Source organism: Cereibacter johrii, from assembly GCF_001720585.1.
In the GTDB taxonomy this organism is placed as follows: Bacteria; Pseudomonadota; Alphaproteobacteria; order Rhodobacterales; family Rhodobacteraceae; genus Cereibacter_A; species Cereibacter_A johrii.
Window position 1 is genome coordinate 1 of sequence record NZ_MABH01000158.1, and the last position, 17,636, is coordinate 17,636.

Consider the following 17,636-nt stretch of genomic DNA (forward strand, 5'->3'; position numbering starts at 1 on the left):
CGCGGTTGTAGCTCAGTTGGTTAGAGTACCGGCCTGTCACGCCGGGGGTCGCGGGTTCGAGCCCCGTCAACCGCGCCACTTCTTTCAGGATTGCGAAAAGGCCGGGCTTCTGCCCGGCCTTTTGCTTTTGCTTTTGCTTTTGCGGTGCGAGGCGGGCCGGACGGGGGGCAAGGGGACACCGCGGGGGGCCGTCTGCCCCCCGCACCCCCCGAGGATATTTTTCCAGAGTGAGACGGGGATGGGGCTTCTGCGGGGGGGGCGGACCGTATGGGGCGGGTCAGAGCGCGAGGCGGTAGCGGACGTGGCCGTCGGAGGGGGTGAAGCGGTCGTAGAGGGCGCGCGCCCGGTGATTGCCTTCGTCCGTGTGCCAGTAGAGGCGGCCCCAGCCCGATGCGCGCCCGAGCGCGATCAGATCCTCGATCAGGGCCCGGCCGAGGCCGAGGCCGCGCGCGGAAGGCTCGAGATAGAGATCCTCGAGATAGACGTCGGGGCGGAGGTTCCAGGTCGACAGATGGGTGTGATGGAGCGCGAAGCCGCGCACGCGCCCCTCCGTGAGCACGAGGCGGCCCGTGAGCGGCGATGCGGGCTCGAGGAGGCGCGCCCAGGTGGCCTCGGTCACCTCGGGGGCGAGATCCACGCGGTAGAAGCTCAGATAGTCCGCCCAGAGGGCGCGGAAGGCGGCCTCGTCGGCTGCCTCCAGGCTGCGGATCAGGGGGGTCATTCCGTCACGCGGGCGAGGAAGCGCGCCCAGGAGCGGATGCCCTTGTGAAAGCTCTCGACGTCGTATTTCTCGTTCGGGGAATGGATCTGATCGTCGTCTTTGGCAAAGCCCACGAGCATCGCATCCATGCCGAGAAGGGTCTGGAAGTGGCCCGCGATCGGGATCGAGCCGCCGCAGCCCACATAGGCGGCGGGCCGGCCCCATTCCTCGGTCAGGGCCGCGCGCGCCTGCTCGAAGGCGGGCGCGTCCGTGCGCATGTGCGAGGCCTTCGAATTGCCGTGGCCGCGGAACTCGACCGTGCAGTCCGGCGGCAGGTGCGCGCGGACATGGGCGCGGAAGGCCTCGCGGATCGCGTGGGGATCCTGCTCGCCCACGAGGCGGAAGCTGACCTTGGCATGGGCCTCGGCGGGCAGCACCGTCTTGAAGCCCGCGCCGGTATAGCCGCCCCAGATGCCGTTGATCTCGCAGGTGGGGCGCGACCAGATCATCTCGAGGGGCGTGCGATCCGCTTCGCCCGCGGGCTGCGAGAGCCCCACATCGCCGAGGAAGCGCGCATGATCGAAGGCCAGCCCCTGCCACTGGGCGCGGATCGCCTCGGGCAGCTCGCTCACGCCGTCGTAGAAGCCGGGCAGCGTGACGCGGCCGGTCTCGTCGTGAAGGGCCGCGAGCGCGCGGGTCAGCACCCGGATCGGATTGATCGCAACCCCGCCATACATGCCGGAATGCAGGTCCTTCGAGGGGCCGCGCACCACCAGCTCCTCGCCGAGAAGGCCGCGCAGCATGGTCACGATGGCGGGCGTGCGCGATTCGAACAGGCCCGTGTCGCAGATCAGCGCCACATCGGCGGGCAGCTCCCCGGCATTCTCCTTCATGAAGGGCACGAGCGAGGGCGAGCCCGACTCTTCCTCGCCCTCGAGGAAGATCGTGAGGCGGCAGGGCAGCGTGCCGTGCTCGGCCTTCCAGGCGCGGCAGGCCTCGAGGAAGGTCATGAGCTGGCCCTTGTCGTCGGACGCTCCGCGGCCGCGGATCACCTTGCCGCGCGGCGTCTCCTCGATGGCCGGCTCGAAGGGCGGGCGGTCCCAGAGCGAGAGCGGATCGACGGGCTGCACGTCATAGTGGCCGTAGAACAGGAGGTGCGGCCCGTCGCCGGGGGCATGGGCCACGACCATCGGATGGCCGGGGGTGGGGCGTTTCGAGGCCTCGAAGCCCAGAGCCGCGAGATCGGCCACCAGCCAGTCGGCGGCGGCCTCGCATTCGGCTGCATGGGCGGGATCGGTCGAGATCGAGGGAATGCGCAAGAGCGCCATCAGCCGGTCCAGAGCCTCGGGCAGGCCGGTGTCGATCCGGGCGAGCACGGCGTCGAGCGTCATCTTCTGGTCCTTCCACTTCCAGTGTGTCCGCCGCAGCAGGGCGGGCGGAGCCGGGCCCTCGGCCGGACTCGGCTCCTGCGCGTCCCGGTATGGGCCGCGACCCATGGCGAAGTCAATTTGGAGGATGGCGAACCTGCCGGGGGGAGGGCGTTCACAAGACGGGGAGGCTCTGTGCAGGCGGGGCTGCGTGGGCTAAAAGGGCCGCGACAGGGGGCAGGTGGAGAGGATCATGCGTCTGGCGATGGTGGCAGCCCTCGGGATCTTGACGGCGGGGGCCGCGTTCGCCCAGCCGGTGACGGGGCGCGAGGCGAAGAAGATGCTCTTTCCCCCCGCGAAGGCGGAGGTGGAGATCCTGCCGGTCGCCTTCCTGTCCGAGAACGACCGCGCACTGCTGCGCATGGTGGTGAGCGAGCAGCCCTATTACGGGGCCATCGCCGTCTCGCCCGACGAGGGGCTGGCCTCCGAGGCGACCATCGCCGCTGCGAACCATCACACGACCGAGGCCGCGGCCTGGGCTGCGCTTGCCGCCTGCGAGGAGAAGCGCAAGGGCAGGGCGCGGTGCGAGATCGTGGGATTCGTGCGCCCCGAAGGCTGGAAGAGCCGCCCGCTCAGCCTATCGTCCGATGCAACCGCGGGGTTCCGGGCCGATTATGGCGCGCGGGGGCCGAGGGCGCTGGCGGTCTCGCCCGCGACAGGGCGCTGGGGCATGGGGGCCGGAGCGGGGGCGGGAGAGAAGGCTCTTGCGGCCTGCGCGAAGGCCGGAGGGGCCCGGGATTGCGTGCTGGCGGTGGCCGATTGACGCAGGGACCAATGAACGGGTTTCAAATTGGCCGGTTCCAGACTTAGGATTTGATCCTTATCAAGGCCATGTTGCGCCGAAATTTGATGATGACACCCAGCTTGCTCGGCAGCCCGAGCGTCAGGGAGACGAAGATGGACTATAATCAGGCACTCGATACCGCTTTGAACCGGCTTCACACCGAGGGCCGGTACCGGACCTTCATCGACATCGAGCGGCGCAAGGGTGCCTTCCCGAAAGCCATGTGGCGCAAGCCCGACGGGAGCGAGAAGGAAATCACCGTCTGGTGCGGCAACGACTATCTCGGCATGGGCCAGCATCCGGTGGTGCTGGGGGCCATGCACGAGGCGCTGGATTCGACCGGCGCGGGGTCGGGCGGCACGCGCAACATCTCGGGCACCACGCTCTATCACAAGCGCCTCGAGGCCGAGCTCGCCGACCTCCATGGCAAGGAAGCGGCGCTGGTCTTCTCTTCGGCCTATATCGCCAACGACGCGACCCTCTCGACGCTGCCGCAGCTGATCCCGGGCCTCGTCATCGTCTCGGACAAGCTGAACCACGCCTCGATGATCGAGGGCATCCGCCGCTCGGGCACCGAGAAGCACGTCTTCAAGCACAATGACCTCGACGACCTGCGCCGCATCCTGACCTCGATCGGCAAGGACCGTCCGATCCTCGTGGCCTTCGAATCCGTCTATTCGATGGATGGCGACTTCGGCCGCATCAAGGAGATCTGCGACATCGCCGACGAGTTCGGCGCGCTGAAATACATCGACGAGGTCCATGCGGTCGGCATGTACGGCCCCCGCGGCGGCGGCGTGGCCGAGCGGGACGGGCTGATGGACCGGATCGACATCATCAACGGGACGCTGGGCAAGGCCTTCGGCGTGTTCGGCGGCTATATCGCGGCCTCGGCCAAGATGTGCGACGCGGTGCGCTCCTATGCGCCGGGCTTCATCTTCTCGACCTCGCTGCCGCCCGTGGTGGCGGCCGGTGCGGCGGCCTCGGTGCGCCACCTCAAGGGCGATGTGGAGCTGCGCGAGAGGCACCAGACCCAGGCCCGCATCCTGAAGATGCGCCTCAAGGGGCTCGGCCTGCCGATCATCGACCACGGCTCGCACATCGTGCCGGTCCATGTGGGAGACCCCGTGCACTGCAAGATGATCTCGGACATGCTGCTCGAACATTTCGGCATCTATGTCCAGCCGATCAACTTCCCCACGGTGCCGCGCGGGACCGAGCGGCTGCGCTTCACGCCGTCGCCCGTGCATGATTCCGGCATGATCGACCATCTCGTGAAGGCCATGGATGTGCTCTGGCAGCACTGTGCGCTGAATCGCGCCGAGGTCGTTGCCTGACAGCTTCTGCGGATGCAAAGGTCCCTGCCCTGTGCTACTTCTTTCGGGACAGGGCACCCCTGAGTCGGAAGCAACCGGCCGGGGTAAATCGGGGCAGGACGGGCACACGCATGATCTGGCGGAGGACACAACCTTCGACGGCCGAAGTCGATAAACCCAAAGGGTTCGACGATTTCGAGTTGCGGTTGGGCGACCTGATGCGCGGTGAGCGGGCGACGCTCGGCAAGTCGCTGCTCGATGTCCAGCGCGAGCTGAAGATCAAGGCCACCTATATCGCCGCCATCGAGAATGCCGACGTGTCGGCCTTCGAGACGCAGGGTTTCGTGGCGGGATATGTGCGCTCCTATGCGCGCTATCTCGGCATGGACCCGGACGAGGCCTTCGCGCGCTTCTGCCACGAAGCGAATTTCACCACGATGCACGGCATGGCGGTCTCGGTGACCGGCGCGCGCCGCGAACCGGGTCCGCGGTCCCGGCCGCAGGGCGAGGGGCGCGATCCGCTGGCGGATCCGAATGCCCTGTTCGTGCCCCGGGGCGAGAGTGTGTTGGCCAGCATCGAGCCGGGCGCGGTGGGATCGGTTCTGGTCCTGCTCGCCCTGATCGGCGGCATCGGATATGGCGGCTGGGCGGTGCTTCAGCAGGTGCAGCGCGTGCAGGTGGCGCCGGTCGATCAGGCGCCGCAGGTGGTGGCCGAGATCGACCCGCTGGGCAGCGTCGGCACGGTGGCGCCGCTGGTGCGGTCCGAGCCTGCCTCCGACACGATGGATCTCGCCGCCGCCGATCCGGCGCAGCCCGACCTCATGGGGCGGCTCTATCGTCCGCAGGCCCAGGCGCTCGACGTGCCGGTGCTGGTCTCGCGCGACGGGCCGATCGCGGCCATCAATCCGCGGATGAACGACAGCGTCCAGCAGGCCTCGCTCGAGGTGCCCGCGATCCCCGCCACGGCCGCCGCCGTGCCGGTCGAGGAAGAGGTGCAGGTGGCCGAGGCCGCGCCGCCGACGGTCGAGCTTCTGGCCGTGCGCCCCTCGTGGGTGCGGGTGCAGGCGGCCGACGGGACGGTGCTGTTCGAGAAGATCCTCGACGCGGGCGAACGCTATGTCGTGCCGCAGATGGAAGAGCCGCCGGTGCTGCGCGCCGGCAATTCGGGCTCGCTCTATTTCGCCGTGAACGGCGAGACCTACGGCCCGTCGGCGCCCGGCGCGCAGGTGGTGAAGAACGTGGCCCTCTCGCCCGAGGCGCTCACCGGCAAATATGCCATGGCGGACCTGACCGGCGACGCGGATCTCGCGCGTTACGTCACGGTCGCGCAGAACGAGACCCGCTGACCCCCGCGCAAACGTGATCGCGCGGGCCCCCCGGTCCTGCCCGAGGGGCAGGGCATTTGGGCGCAGCCGGTTGTGCCGATGGCGCGGCGGGGTTAAGTTGCAGGCGACCATCACCCGAGGTTTCCACCCATGTCGCTCAATCATGTCCGCCCCTGGCGCAACATCCACCGCCGCAAGTCGCGGCAGATCATGGTGGGCAACGTTCCGGTGGGAGGCGATGCGCCGATCTCGGTGCAGACGATGACGAACACGATCACGGCCGACGCGCCCGCGACCATCGCGCAGGTGCTCCGCGCGGCCGAGGCAGGGGCCGACATCGTCCGCGTGTCGGTGCCCGACGAGGCCTCGACCCGGGCGCTGAAGGAGATCGTGGCGGAAAGCCCGGTTCCGATCGTGGCCGACATCCATTTCCACTACAAGCGCGCCATCGAGGCGGCCGAGGCGGGCGCGGCCTGCCTTCGGATCAACCCCGGCAACATCGGCGATGCGAGCCGGGTGCGCGAGGTCATCAAGGCCGCGCGGGACCATGGCTGCTCGATGCGGATCGGGGTGAATGCGGGTTCGCTCGAAAAGCATCTGCTGGACAAGTACGGCGAGCCCTGCCCGGAGGCGATGGTCGAGTCGGGCCTCGATCACATCAAGATCCTTCAGGACAACGACTTCCACGAATTCAAGATCTCGGTGAAGGCCTCGGACGTGTTCCTCGCCGCGGCGGCCTATCAGGCGCTGGCCGATGCGACGGATGCGCCGATCCATCTCGGGATCACCGAGGCGGGCGGGCTGACCGCCGGCACCGTGAAATCGGCGGTGGGTCTGGGGAACCTCCTCTGGTCGGGGATCGGCGACACGCTGCGGGTCTCGCTCTCGGCCGATCCGGTGGAAGAGGTGAAGGTCGGCTACGAGATCCTGAAGTCTCTGGGTCTGCGCCACCGCGGCGTCACCATCATCTCCTGCCCCTCCTGCGCGCGGCAGGGCTTCGACGTCATCAAGACGGTGTCCGAACTCGAGGATCGGCTGGCCCATGTCACCACCTCGATGAGCCTCTCGATCATCGGCTGCGTGGTGAACGGTCCCGGCGAGGCGCTGATGACCGACATCGGCTTCACCGGCGGCGGCAATGGCTCGGGGATGGTCTATCTGGCCGGCAAGCAGGCGCACAAGCTCGGCAACGAGCGGATGATCGACGAGATCGTGTCGATGGTCGAGCGTCGTGCGGCCGAGATCGAGGCCGAGAAGCTCGCGGCGGCCGAAGCGGCCGAGTGAGCGCGCCTTTGCAAGGGCGCGCCGCGGACTGAGATCGCCGGCGCGTCATCGCGCGGGTGCGGTCGCCCGGAGGCCATGACCTTCGGAAGCCTGACCGGATCGGGACGCAAGGACCGGCCGAGAGGCTGCCATTCGCGCTTCGTGAACGGCAGGGCCCGCGGCCCGAGCCCGGATCCCCGGAGTTGCGGCTGTCAACCGTCTCGCGAAGGAGCGGCGGGCAGGGGCCTGCTGTCCGCCTCCGCGCGCCATCGGCCGCCGGGGCGCCTTTTCAGGATCGCGGCCCGCTCAGGCGTGACGCGGCCGCTCTGCCAAAGGGAAAGGCGCCCCGGAGGGCGCCTCGGGGCTCTGTCGCCGGAGGGGGTCAGCCCTTGCGCTGGCCTTCGACGATCTGGCGCATCCCGTCGAGCGGCACATAGCCGCGCACCATGGTGCGGTCGACGACGAAGGTCGGCGTGCCCGAGATCTCGAGCGTTTCGGCGAGCTTGTGGTTCGCCGCGATCACGGCCGTGACCTCGTCCTTGTCCATGTGGGCGAGGATCGCCGCGCGGTCGAGCTTCATCTCGTCGGCGAGCCGGCCGAGAGCCTCGGTCGTGATGTCGCCGCGGAAGGTGATGAGCTTGTCATGGACCGCCTTGTAGGGCTCGGGACCGGCGATCTGCAGCACGGAGATGGCGAAGCGCGAGGCCAGCACCGATTCCTCGCCGAGGATCGGATATTCCTTCAGCACGAAGCGGATGTTGCCGTCGGAGGCCACCAGCTCCTCGACCTCGGCATTGGCCTTGCGGCAGTAGCCGCAGCGGTAGTCGATGAACTCGACCACTGTGATGTCGCCCTGCAGGTTGCCGCCGGCCCAGCTGGCCGGATCGGTATAGATTTCCGAGGAATGTTCCTGGAGCCGGGCGAGGTCGGCATTGACCTGGTCGAGCTGCTGGCGCTGTTCGAGGGCCGTGAAGGCCTCCATCAGCACCTCGGGATTTTCGAGCAGATAGGCCCGGACCTCGGCGCGGAAGGCCTCGCGCTCGGCGGCGCTCATCTCGGCCCGGGCGGCGGGAGCGAGGGCGAGGGCGCCTGCGAGGGCGGCGGCACCGAGGGGGATCAGTCTCATGGAAGGGCTCCGGTTGGGGCGGGTCAGGGTCCGGCTCGCGGGTCAGGACAGGAACACCGATCCGGTCGTTTTGGCAACCCGGATATGCGGCGCGGCGGCGGCGGGCCGCCATTGACCTTCGCGCCCCGGTGTCTCAGGAACGGCTGGCAAAGTGTAAGAGGCTGAGGATGCGAGTTTCAAGGCGCGGGGCGGTCGATCCCTTCATCGTGATGGATGTGATGGAGCAGGCGCGCAAGCTGGAGGCGGCGGGGCGGTCGATCATCCATATGGAGGTGGGCCAGCCCGGCACGCCGGCCCCGGCGGGGGCGAGGGCCGCGCTCGCGCGCGCCATGGAAGAGGGGCCGCTCGGCTATACGGTGGCGCTCGGCCTGCCGGAGCTGCGGCAGGGGATCGCCGATCTCTACCGGCGCTGGTATGGCGTGGAGCTCGATCCGGGGCGGGTGGTGGTGACGGCCGGCTCTTCCTCGGCCTTCCTTCTGGCCTTCACCGCGCTCTTCGAGGCGGGCGAGCGGGTGGCGCTCGGCGAGCCCGGCTATCCGAGCTATCGCCAGATCCTGCGCGCGCTCTCGCTCGAGCCGGTGGGGATCCCCACCGAGGCCGGGAACCGGCTGCAGCCGGTGCCCGCGGATCTGGAGCGGGTGGAGGATCTCGCGGGTCTGATCGTGGCCTCGCCGGGCAATCCCTCGGGCACGATGCTCTCGGCGGAGGCGCTGGCCGCGCTGATCGCCCATGCGCAGGCGCGCGACATGGCCTTCATCTCGGACGAGATCTATCACGGGCTCGACTACGGCACGAGGGCGGTCTCGGCGCTGGAGATCTCCGACGATGTCTATGTGATCAACTCCTTCTCGAAATATTTCTCGATGACCGGCTGGCGGCTCGGCTGGCTCGTGGTGCCCGAGGACCATGTGCGGCGGATCGAGCGGCTGGCGCAGAACATGTTCATCTGCCCGCCCCATGCGAGCCAGATCGCGGCGCTGGCCGCCCTCGACTGCACGCAGGAGCTGGAGGCGAACCGCGCGGTCTATGCCGAGAACCGGCGGCTGATGCTGGAGGGGCTGCCGAAGGCGGGCTTCACGCGCTTTGCGCCGCCGGACGGGGCCTTCTATGTCTATGCGGATGTCTCGGACCTGACCTCCGACAGTCTCGCCTTCGCGGCGGAGATCCTTGAGGGGGCGGGGGTGGCGGTGACGCCGGGGCTCGATTTCGATCCCCTGCGGGGCGGGCGGACGCTGCGCTTCTCCTATGCGCGGGCCACGGCGGATATCGTCGAGGGGCTGGCGCGGCTCGAGGCCTTCATGGCGGCGCGCCGGCGCTGACGGGGGAGCCTCCGGCGGGGATATTTGGGCCAGAATGAAAGGGCGCGGATGGAGGGGCTGAGGCGGAGGAGCGGGGGCGCGCTGCGGTCTGTCGCGGCGGGGCTGCTGGCGGCGATGCTCGCGCTGTCGGGGGCTGCGGCGCAGGAGCTGAGCGGGCTCGCACGGCTCCTGCCCGACGGATCCTCCATCGCGGGACGCGGCTGGAGCGGGGTTGCGGTCGAGCTGCAGCTGAGCCAGCCGGTGCCCTGGCGGGTGCGGGTAATGGACGGGCCGCCGCGGCTGGTGATGGATTTCCGCGAGGTCGAGTTCGGCCCGGTGGAGGATCTGGCGCGGGACACCGACCGGGTGACGGCGGTGCGCGCGGGCAGCTTCCGCCCGGGCTGGTCGCGGCTGGTGCTGGAGCTGGCCCGGCCGATGGTGATCGAGAGCGCGGACATGCGGACCGGCGAGGGGGCGCGGATCGCGGTCCGGCTGCGCAAGGCGGATGAGGCGGAATTCGCCGCCCGGGCCGCGGCGCCCGAGCCGCCGGGCTGGGCGCTGCCCAAGGCCGCCGACCTGCCGCGTCCGGTGCAGGGGGAAGGACCGCTGACGGTGGTGCTCGATCCGGGCCATGGCGGGATCGATCCGGGCGCCGAGCGCGGCGGGGGGAGCGAGGCGAGCCTGATGCTCACCCTTTCGCGCGAGCTGAAGGAGGCGCTGGTCCGGGACGGCACCTTCCGCGTGGCGGTGACACGGGCGGAGGATGTGTTCGTGCCGCTCGAGGACCGGATCACGCTTGCGCGGGAGGCGGGCGGGCAGGTGTTCGTCTCGCTGCATGCCGATGCCATCGCGGAAGGCGAGGCGGTGGGGGCCACGCTCTATACGCTGGCCGAGGAGGCCTCGGATGCGGCGGCGGCGGCTCTGGCCGAGCGGCACGACCGGGACGATCTGCTGGCGGGGATCGACCTCACGGGCCACGACGATCTGGTGGCGGGGGTGCTGATGGATCTGGCGCGCACCGAGACGGGGCCGCGCAACGAGCGGCTGGCGCTGGCGCTGGAGGCGGCGATCAAGCGGCGCCAGATCGCCATGCACCGCCATCCCCGGCAGGCCGCGGGATTCTCGGTGCTGAAGTCGCCGGACATGCCGTCGATCCTCGTCGAGACCGGCTTCATGTCGAGCGATGCCGACCTTGCGCGGCTGCGCGATCCGGTCTGGCGGGCGCGGATGGTGAGCGCGCTCGTGGAGGGGCTGAAGATCTGGGCGCGCGAGGATGCGGCGCTGAAGGACATGCTCCGGCGCTGATCGCGAAATCGCGAAGCGTGGGGCCCTGGCATGTTTTGCTCTTCCGGCAGCCCGCATGTATAAGGGCCGCCAACCAGAGGGGGCACTGCCATTGTTGAGGTTCGTAGGCTCGGTCTTCGGGGCCATCTTCACCGCGATCACGCTGGGGCTGCTGGCGCTCGCCCTCACGATCGGGGCGGTGTTCTGGATGTATTCGCGCGACCTGCCGAGCCATGAGAGCCTTGCGCAATATACGCCTCCGACGATCAGCCGGATCTATTCGGGCGAGGGGCGGATCATCGACGAATTCGCGCAGGAGCGGCGGATCTTCGCCCCCATCGAGGAGATCCCGGACCTGGTGAAGAACGCCTTCATCTCGGCCGAGGACAAGAACTTCTACACCCACCACGGCTACGATGCGCGCGGCATCGCCGTGGCGGCCTTCGAGGCGGTGCGCTCGCGCGGCAAGACCGTGCGCGGCGCCTCGACCATCACCCAGCAGGTGATGAAGAACTTCCTCTTGTCGGGCGACCGGACGGGGGAGCGGAAGATCAAGGAGATCATCCTCGCCACCCGGATCGAGGAGACGCTGCCCAAGGACAAGATCCTCGAACTCTATCTGAACGAGATCTTCCTCGGCCAGAACAGCTACGGCGTGGCGGCGGCGGCGCAGACCTATTTCAACAAGACGCTGTCGCAGCTGACCCCGGCCGAGGCCGCGACGCTCGCCTCGATGCCGCAGGCGCCAAGCCAGTATCATCCGGTGCGGGCGAAGGAGCGGCTGACCCAGCGGCGCAACTATGTGCTGCGCGAGATGTTCGAGAACGGCTATATCGACGAGGCGATGCTGACCTCGTCGCTGAACGAGCCGCTGCGCTCGGTGCAGAACGGCGATTATCCGGCCTTCCGCGAGGCGCTGCCGCCGCGCGACTATTTCACCGACGAGATCCGCCGCCAGCTCTCCTCCGAGTTCGGCGAGCAGGAATTCTTCGGCGGCGGCCTCACGATCCGCGCCACCATCGACCGGGAGCTGCAGGAGGAGGCCGCGGCCGCCCTGCGCGTGGGGCTCGAGAAATACGACCGCAACCTCGGCATCTGGCGCGGGACGCGGCAGACGCTGCCCGAAGACAGGCTCGGCTCGGAAGCCGACTGGCGGGCGGCGCTGGCGGCGGCCCGGGTGCCGCGCGACGTGCCGGGCTGGCATCCGGCGGTGGTGCTCGAGGTGGGCGACAGCGCGGCCCGCATCGGGATCGAGGGCGTCGAGGAGGACGAGGACGGCCATTACATCCCGGCCGAGGATGTGACCTGGGCGCGCAAGCGGCAGGCCGACGGCAAGCTCGGGCCCAAGGCGCGCAGGGCGGGCGATCTCCTCGCCGTGGGCGACGTGGTGCTGGTGCGCGAGGTGACGGGCGAGGACGGCAGCTTCCGCCGCTGGTCGCTGCGTCAGGTGCCCGAGGTGCAGGGCGGCTTCATGGCGATGGACGTGAATTCGGGCCGGGTGCTCGCCATGCAGGGCGGCTTCTCCTACCAGTATTCGGTCTTCAACCGCGCCACGCAGGCCACCCGCCAGCCGGGGTCGAGCTTCAAGCCCTTCGTCTATGCGGCGGCGCTCGATTCCGGCTTCACCCCGGCCACCATCGTGATCGACGCGCCCATCGAGGTGCAGACGGCGCAGGGTCTCTGGACGCCGAAGAACGCGTCCGGGAAATATTATGGGCCCACGCCGCTGCGCACCGGGGTCGAGCAGTCGCGGAACCTGATGACCGTGCGGATCGCGCAGGAAATCGGCATGGACACCGTGGCCTCCTATGCCGAGCGCTTTGGCGTCTACGACCGGATGGGCCAGTTCCTCGCCAATGCGCTCGGCGCGGAGGAGACGACGCTCTTCAAGATGGTGGCCGCCTACGCCATGTTCGCCAACGGCGGCGAGCGGGTGCAGCCCACGCTGGTCGACCGGGTGCAGGACCGCTTCGGTCGCACCATCTACCGGCACGATCAGCGGATCTGCGACGACTGCGCCCAGCCGCTTCTGCCCGAGGGGCGCGCGCCCCACATCACCTCGAAGCGCGAGCGGGTGATGGATGCGATCACCGCCTATCAGCTCACCTCGATGATGGAAGGCGTGATCAAGCGCGGCACGGGGCGGGGGATCAACCTGCCGGTGCCGGTGGCGGGCAAGACCGGCACCACGAACGATGCCAAGGACGTCTGGTTCATCGGCTACACCTCGAACATCGTCGCGGGCTGCTATATCGGCTACGACCAGCCGCGCTCGATGGGCTCGGCCTCGGGCGGCGGCTTCTGCGGCCCGGTGTTCCAGAGCTTCATGACGAAGGCCGTGAAGAAATACGGCGGCTCCGAGTTCCGCGTGCCTCCGGGCGGCTATTTCATCAAGATCGACCGGTTCACCGGCGCGCGCCTGCCCGACGATGCGACGGGCGACAATGTGGTGGCCGAATATTTCCGTCAGGGCGAGGATCCGGTCTTCGGCATGGCCGCCTGGGTCGACGGCGGCTTCGCCATGGGCTCGAACCTGCCGCTCTTCGCCTATGGCGAGGATGAGACCGAGCAGGGCGCGACCGTCACCACCGCCACGGGCGAGCGGAAGGTCATCCCCAAGAAGGCCGATTTCGGCACGCTCAGTTCGGGCGGTCTCTACTGACGCGGCCGTCCTGTCGCAGGCGCGGCCCGGCCTTGCCCGGTCCGCGCCTTCGCGCTATCACCCCCGCCTGAACCGATCCCCGCCTGAACCGTTCGAGGACCTTCGCCCATGCGCACCGAGACCCAGAACCAAGTCGAGGCCATCCGGCGCTCGCTCGCGCTGCTCGGCCAGCGCATGGATCTCGAGACCGCGCCGCACCGGCTCGAGGAATTCGACGCGATGATCGAGGACGGCAATCTGTGGAACGACCCGGCCCGGGCGCAGAAGCTGATGCGCGAGCGTCAGCAGCTCATGGACCAGCTCTCGACCTACCGGCTGATCGACACCGGGCTGCGCGACAATGTCGAGCTGATCGAGCTCGGCGAGGCCGAGGGCGACGAGGAGATCGTGACCGAGGCCGAGGCCGCGATCCGCGCTCTGGTCGAGACGGCCCGCGCGAAGGAGCTCGAGGCGCTGCTCGACGGCGAGGCGGACGGCAACGACACGTTCCTCGAGATCAATGCGGGCGCGGGCGGCACCGAGAGCTGCGACTGGGCCTCGATGCTGGCGCGGATGTATGTCCGCTGGGCCGAGCGCAAGGGCTACAAGGTCGAGTTGCAGTCGGAATCGGCGGGCGAGGAGGCGGGCATCAAGTCGGCCGCCTACAAGATCTCGGGGCCGAACGCCTATGGCTGGCTGAAGTCGGAGAGCGGCGTGCACCGGCTGGTGCGGATCTCGCCCTACGACTCGGCGGCGCGGCGGCACACCTCCTTCTCGTCGGTCTGGGTCTATCCGGTGGTGGACGACAATATCGAGATCGAGATCCCGGCCAACGACATCCGCATCGACACCTATCGCTCGTCGGGCGCGGGCGGCCAGCACGTCAACACCACCGACTCGGCGGTGCGGATCACCCACCTTCCGACAAATATCGTCGTGACCTCCTCGATGAAGTCGCAGCACCAGAACCGCGAGGCCGCGATGAACGCGCTGAAGGCCCGGCTCTACCAGCTGGAGCTCGACAAGCGGAACGCGGCGATCAACGCCCAGCACGAGGCCAAGGGCGAGGCGGGCTGGGGCAACCAGATCCGCTCCTACGTCCTGCAGCCCTATCAGATGGTGAAGGACCTGCGGACGGGCGTCGAGACCTCGGACACGCAGGGCGTTCTCGATGGCGATCTGGACCGGTTCATGCAGGCCACGCTCGCGCAGGATGTGGCCGGCAAGAGCCGCGCCGAAGCCAACGCCGAAGAATAAGGCCCGCGCGGCATCGCTGGACCGGGCCATTGCCCGCGCGGCGGCAGGCCGTTTCCATGTCCGTGAAGGCCGCAGCGGCCCGTGCTTCGCGCCTCCGCCCTTTTTCCGAGGACGGCGCGACCAAAAGCTGAGGTGCAGAATCATCTTGGTGCTGCACGGCACCTGCGCTTAGGCTCTTTCCTACGAGAAGGAGGAGTCTCGGAATGTCGCAAAGCTACCTGGAATCGGCCGAGGCCGTTCCGGAGGTGCGCTTGCTCACCCCGGAAGACCTGAGGCTTGTGCTATTTGCCGGACTGCGTGACTTCAGACGCGCCCCGGCCTTCGGTTTGTTCTTCGCCGCCACCTATGTGATCTTTGGCTGGATCATTCTCTACGCGCTCACCACGAGCGGAAATCTCTGGTGGATCCTGCCCGCTGCGGCGGGCTTTCCCATCCTCGGCCCCTTCCTCGCCTGCGGCCTCTACGAGGTCAGCCGCCGGCTGGAACTGGGCCTGCCGCTGCACTGGGGGGAGGTGCTCGGCGTGATCCTCAGCCAGAAGGATCGCCAGATCCCGTCCATGGCGGCGGTCGTGGTGATCTTCTTCCTGTTCTGGAATTTCCTGTCCCACATGGTCTTCGCCCTCTTCATGGGGATGCAGCCGATCGTGAACATCTCGAGCTCGTTCGAATCCTTCCTGACGGCACACGGGCTCACGCTGCTCGTCGTCGAGCTTCTGGTGGGCGCGGTCTTCGCGAGCATCCTGTTCTCGATCACCGTGATCAGCCTGCCGCTGCTCCTCGACCGCGAGATCGATTTCGTGACCGCGATGATTACCAGCGTGCAGGTGGTGCAGGCCAATCCGGTGCTGATGCTGTCATGGGGCATCACCATCGCGGGCATCCTGTTCTTCGCCATGCTGCCCGGGTTTCTGGGCTTGCTGATTGCGCTGCCGGTGCTGGGCCACGCGACCTGGCATCTCTACCGCCTGGCGCTCGACTGATCTGCTCCGGGCCGCGTGAAGCTGGCCCGGAGGACTGCCTTCACCCGCAGGGCGGGGGTCGTCGATTTCCCCGATCTGGCAGGTGTCGCGGCTCCGGGGGGATGCTGCCCGGACTGGCAGGTTCTGCCATGCAAAAGGGCGCCCGATGGGCGCCCCTGGTCGTGCCGGTCCGACGGCGAAGACGGATCAGAGATCGGCGGGCTTGGTGGCCTGCGGGGCCGGAGCCGCCTGCGGAGCCGCCGAGGCGCCGCCCTTGCCGCTCTGGAGCGGATCTTCCTGCCGCTGGACGGAACCCTCGAAATGGGCGCCCGACTCGATGGCGATGGTCTTGTGGATGATGTCGCCCTCGACGCGGGCGGTCGAGGTGAGGCGCACCTTCAGGCCGCGGACGCGGCCGATGACGCGGCCATTGACCACGATGTCGTCAGCCACGATCTCGCCGCGGATCGTGGCGCTCTCGCCCACGGTCAGCAGATGAGCGCGGATGTCGCCTTCGACCGTGCCTTCGACCTGAATGTCGCCGGTCGTGCGCAGGTTGCCCACCACCGTCAGGTCCGACGACAGGACCGAGGCGGAAGGCTTGGGTTTCGGCGCGCCGGGCGCAAAGTCGGTCGAGGGTTTCTGCACGGGAGCTTCCTGATTCTTCGGCCTTTCGGCCTCGCCCTGTTTGGGACCGGGCTCGTTGATTCTGCTCTTAGAAAACATCTTTCGCCGCCTTGATGAAGGTCATCGGGTTGACGGGCGAGCCGTCCACGCGGACCTCGTAGTGAAGATGGGTGCCGGTGGACCGGCCTGTTGAGCCCATATCACCGATCCGGTCGCCGCGCGATACCCTTTGTCCCTTCTCCACCCGGATTCGGGACAGGTGGCCGTAGACGGTCTGGATGCCGAACTCGTGGCGGATCTTGATGACCTTGCCATAGCCGCTGGCCGTTCCGGCCTGGATCACCACGCCGTCGGCGGTGGCATAGATCGGGCTGCCGCTCGCGCCGGCCATGTCGATGCCCTCGTGGCGGCGCTTGCCGCGCCCGAACGGGTCGTCCCGCCCGCCGAAGCCCGACGTATAGCGGAAGGCGGTCTTCACCGGCATCGAGAAGGGCGCCTTGGTGGCCGCGAGCCGATAGAGGTTCATGCGGTCGAGGCCGTTCAGGATCTCGTTCGCGCGGCGCTCCTCGGGGGTGAGATCGGCCCCGCCCATGGTCGAGACGGTCAGCTTCGAGAGCGGACCGCCCTGGCCCGAATAGCCGCGGCGCACCTGCTTGAGCAGCGAGTCGGTCGAGAGGCCCGCGGCGCGGAACATCTTGTCGAGCGGCTCCATCGACACGGTCACCGCTTCCTCGAGCCGGCCGAAGATGAGGTCGTTGCGGGCCTGAAGCTCGGCCTTCTCCTGAAGGACCTCCTCGGTCTCTTCCTTGGCCAGAAGCACGGCATTGGCCATGTCGTCGCGCTGGCGCGCGGTGGCCGCGAGCGTGGTGGAAAGCTGGTCGAGCGTCGCCTCGGCATCGGCCATCCGCGAGCCGTCGGTGCGGGCGGAGCCGGTCTGCTCGGCCAGCGCAACCGTCACGCGCTCGGATTCTTCGCGGGCGTCGTCGCGCTCCTTGATGGTGCGGATCAGCGTGTCCTGCAGCACCTCGATGCCGGTCTCGAGCTCCTTGCGGCGATCCTCGGTGGCGAGGAGCGCCGTCTGCATCTTCGAGACCTCGGCCAGCGCGAGGTTGAACCGCTCCTGCGCGCGCACGGCTTCGTCGGCGCGGCGGTCGCGGTCGGCGGACAGGGCATTGAGGCGGGATTCGTAGAGCGCCTGCTGGCGCTGGGTCTGGTCGCGGGTGCCGCCCGCGGTCACCGAATCCATCAGCACGATGGAGGTGGCGAGGATCGTCCAGCTCACGAGGAGCGTGCCGCCGGCGAGAGCGGCGAGCTGCGTCACGGGTCGGAGCCGGATGAAGCGCGTGTCGCTATCGGATTTGAGAAACAGCCGCCGCTCCGGAAGGATGCGTTCGAGGCTCGTGTGAATCCGATAATGAAGTCGCGTCAGCACCGGTCGGTCCCGTTTGTTGTTGCGCGGTGACGAACCTTCGCCGACGCCGGGTCGGCCTTCCTGTCCCCGCAGACTGACTAGCCAGCGGTCGGCAGGGCTGCAACAAGTTTGACCAATCGAGGGAGGGCGAAGGCGAAACCTTGCCCGAATGGGCGAAAACCTGCCGATCCGGAGAAAGTTCCGTCAGGTGGGGGTCT

General features: G+C 68.5%; 14 protein-coding genes and 1 tRNA gene. 10 read left to right on the top strand and 5 right to left on the bottom strand.

Annotation, left to right across the window (positions count from 1 at the left end; translation table 11 throughout):
- Window position 1 precedes the first annotated feature (1 nt).
- Window positions 2–78: transfer RNA gene (locus A9O63_RS13985), tRNA-Asp, on the top strand.
- Window positions 79–277: 199 nt separating this feature from the next.
- Here A9O63_RS13985 and A9O63_RS13990 read toward each other — a convergent pair.
- Together A9O63_RS13990 and A9O63_RS13995 are read right to left on the bottom strand one after the other, a co-directional pair.
- On the bottom strand, window positions 278–721 hold the full coding sequence (locus A9O63_RS13990) for a GNAT family N-acetyltransferase (RefSeq protein WP_069332492.1): 444 nt from the start codon (window positions 719–721) through the stop codon (window positions 278–280).
- A complete protein-coding gene (locus tag A9O63_RS13995) occupies window positions 718–2,091 on the bottom strand; it encodes a M20/M25/M40 family metallo-hydrolase (protein WP_069332493.1) in 1,374 nt (457 codons plus the stop codon). The genes A9O63_RS13990 and A9O63_RS13995 overlap by 4 nt, the downstream gene beginning before the upstream one ends.
- 229 nt (window positions 2,092–2,320) lie before the next feature.
- Between A9O63_RS13995 and A9O63_RS14000 the strand changes: the two genes are divergently transcribed.
- The 4 genes from A9O63_RS14000 (at window position 2,321) to ispG (ending at window position 6,836) form a co-directional block, all read left to right on the top strand.
- Window positions 2,321–2,890: a 5-aminolevulic acid synthase gene (locus A9O63_RS14000; RefSeq protein ID WP_069332494.1), complete on the top strand. Its 570-nt coding sequence runs from the start codon at window positions 2,321–2,323 to the stop codon at window positions 2,888–2,890.
- A gap of 134 nt (window positions 2,891–3,024) precedes the next feature.
- A complete protein-coding gene (gene hemA, locus A9O63_RS14005) occupies window positions 3,025–4,248 on the top strand; it encodes a 5-aminolevulinate synthase (RefSeq protein ID WP_069332495.1) in 1,224 nt (407 codons plus the stop codon).
- A gap of 110 nt (window positions 4,249–4,358) precedes the next feature.
- On the top strand, window positions 4,359–5,573 hold the full coding sequence (locus A9O63_RS14010) for a helix-turn-helix domain-containing protein (RefSeq protein WP_069332496.1): 1,215 nt from the start codon (window positions 4,359–4,361) through the stop codon (window positions 5,571–5,573).
- Window positions 5,574–5,702: 129 nt separating this feature from the next.
- On the top strand, window positions 5,703–6,836 hold the full coding sequence (gene ispG, locus A9O63_RS14015) for a flavodoxin-dependent (E)-4-hydroxy-3-methylbut-2-enyl-diphosphate synthase (RefSeq protein ID WP_069332497.1): 1,134 nt from the start codon (window positions 5,703–5,705) through the stop codon (window positions 6,834–6,836).
- Between the two features lie 361 nt (window positions 6,837–7,197).
- On the opposite strand, the gene A9O63_RS14020 is transcribed toward ispG, so the two are convergent.
- Window positions 7,198–7,941, bottom strand: a complete 744-nt coding sequence (locus tag A9O63_RS14020) for a DsbA family protein (protein WP_069332498.1) — start codon at window positions 7,939–7,941, stop codon at window positions 7,198–7,200.
- A gap of 167 nt (window positions 7,942–8,108) precedes the next feature.
- Between A9O63_RS14020 and A9O63_RS14025 the strand changes: the two genes are divergently transcribed.
- The 5 genes from A9O63_RS14025 to A9O63_RS14045 all read left to right on the top strand — a co-directional run bounded on the left by A9O63_RS14025 (window position 8,109) and on the right by A9O63_RS14045 (window position 15,401).
- Complete coding sequence (locus A9O63_RS14025; RefSeq protein ID WP_069332499.1) at window positions 8,109–9,260, top strand: pyridoxal phosphate-dependent aminotransferase; 1,152 nt, start codon at window positions 8,109–8,111, stop codon at window positions 9,258–9,260.
- Between the two features lie 48 nt (window positions 9,261–9,308).
- Window positions 9,309–10,544, top strand: coding sequence for an N-acetylmuramoyl-L-alanine amidase (locus A9O63_RS14030; protein ID WP_069332500.1), 1,236 nt, complete (start codon window positions 9,309–9,311; stop codon window positions 10,542–10,544).
- A gap of 91 nt (window positions 10,545–10,635) precedes the next feature.
- On the top strand, window positions 10,636–13,185 hold the full coding sequence (locus tag A9O63_RS14035; RefSeq protein ID WP_069332501.1) for a penicillin-binding protein 1A: 2,550 nt from the start codon (window positions 10,636–10,638) through the stop codon (window positions 13,183–13,185).
- Window positions 13,186–13,293: 108 nt separating this feature from the next.
- Complete coding sequence (gene prfB, locus A9O63_RS14040) at window positions 13,294–14,421, top strand: peptide chain release factor 2 (protein ID WP_069332502.1); 1,128 nt, start codon at window positions 13,294–13,296, stop codon at window positions 14,419–14,421.
- Window positions 14,422–14,624: 203 nt separating this feature from the next.
- Window positions 14,625–15,401 (top strand): DUF2189 domain-containing protein, encoded by a 777-nt coding sequence (locus tag A9O63_RS14045; RefSeq protein ID WP_069332503.1) that lies wholly within the window; start codon window positions 14,625–14,627, stop codon window positions 15,399–15,401.
- A gap of 186 nt (window positions 15,402–15,587) precedes the next feature.
- Here the strand turns inward: A9O63_RS14045 and A9O63_RS14050 are convergent, their stop codons facing one another.
- A complete protein-coding gene (locus A9O63_RS14050) occupies window positions 15,588–16,106 on the bottom strand; it encodes a bactofilin family protein (RefSeq protein ID WP_011337886.1) in 519 nt (172 codons plus the stop codon).
- Entirely contained in the window at window positions 16,096–17,439 is a 1,344-nt protein-coding gene (locus A9O63_RS14055) for a M23 family metallopeptidase (protein ID WP_069332504.1), read from the bottom strand. Before A9O63_RS14055 ends, A9O63_RS14050 begins: the two co-directional genes overlap by 11 nt.
- Window positions 17,440–17,636 lie beyond the last annotated feature (197 nt).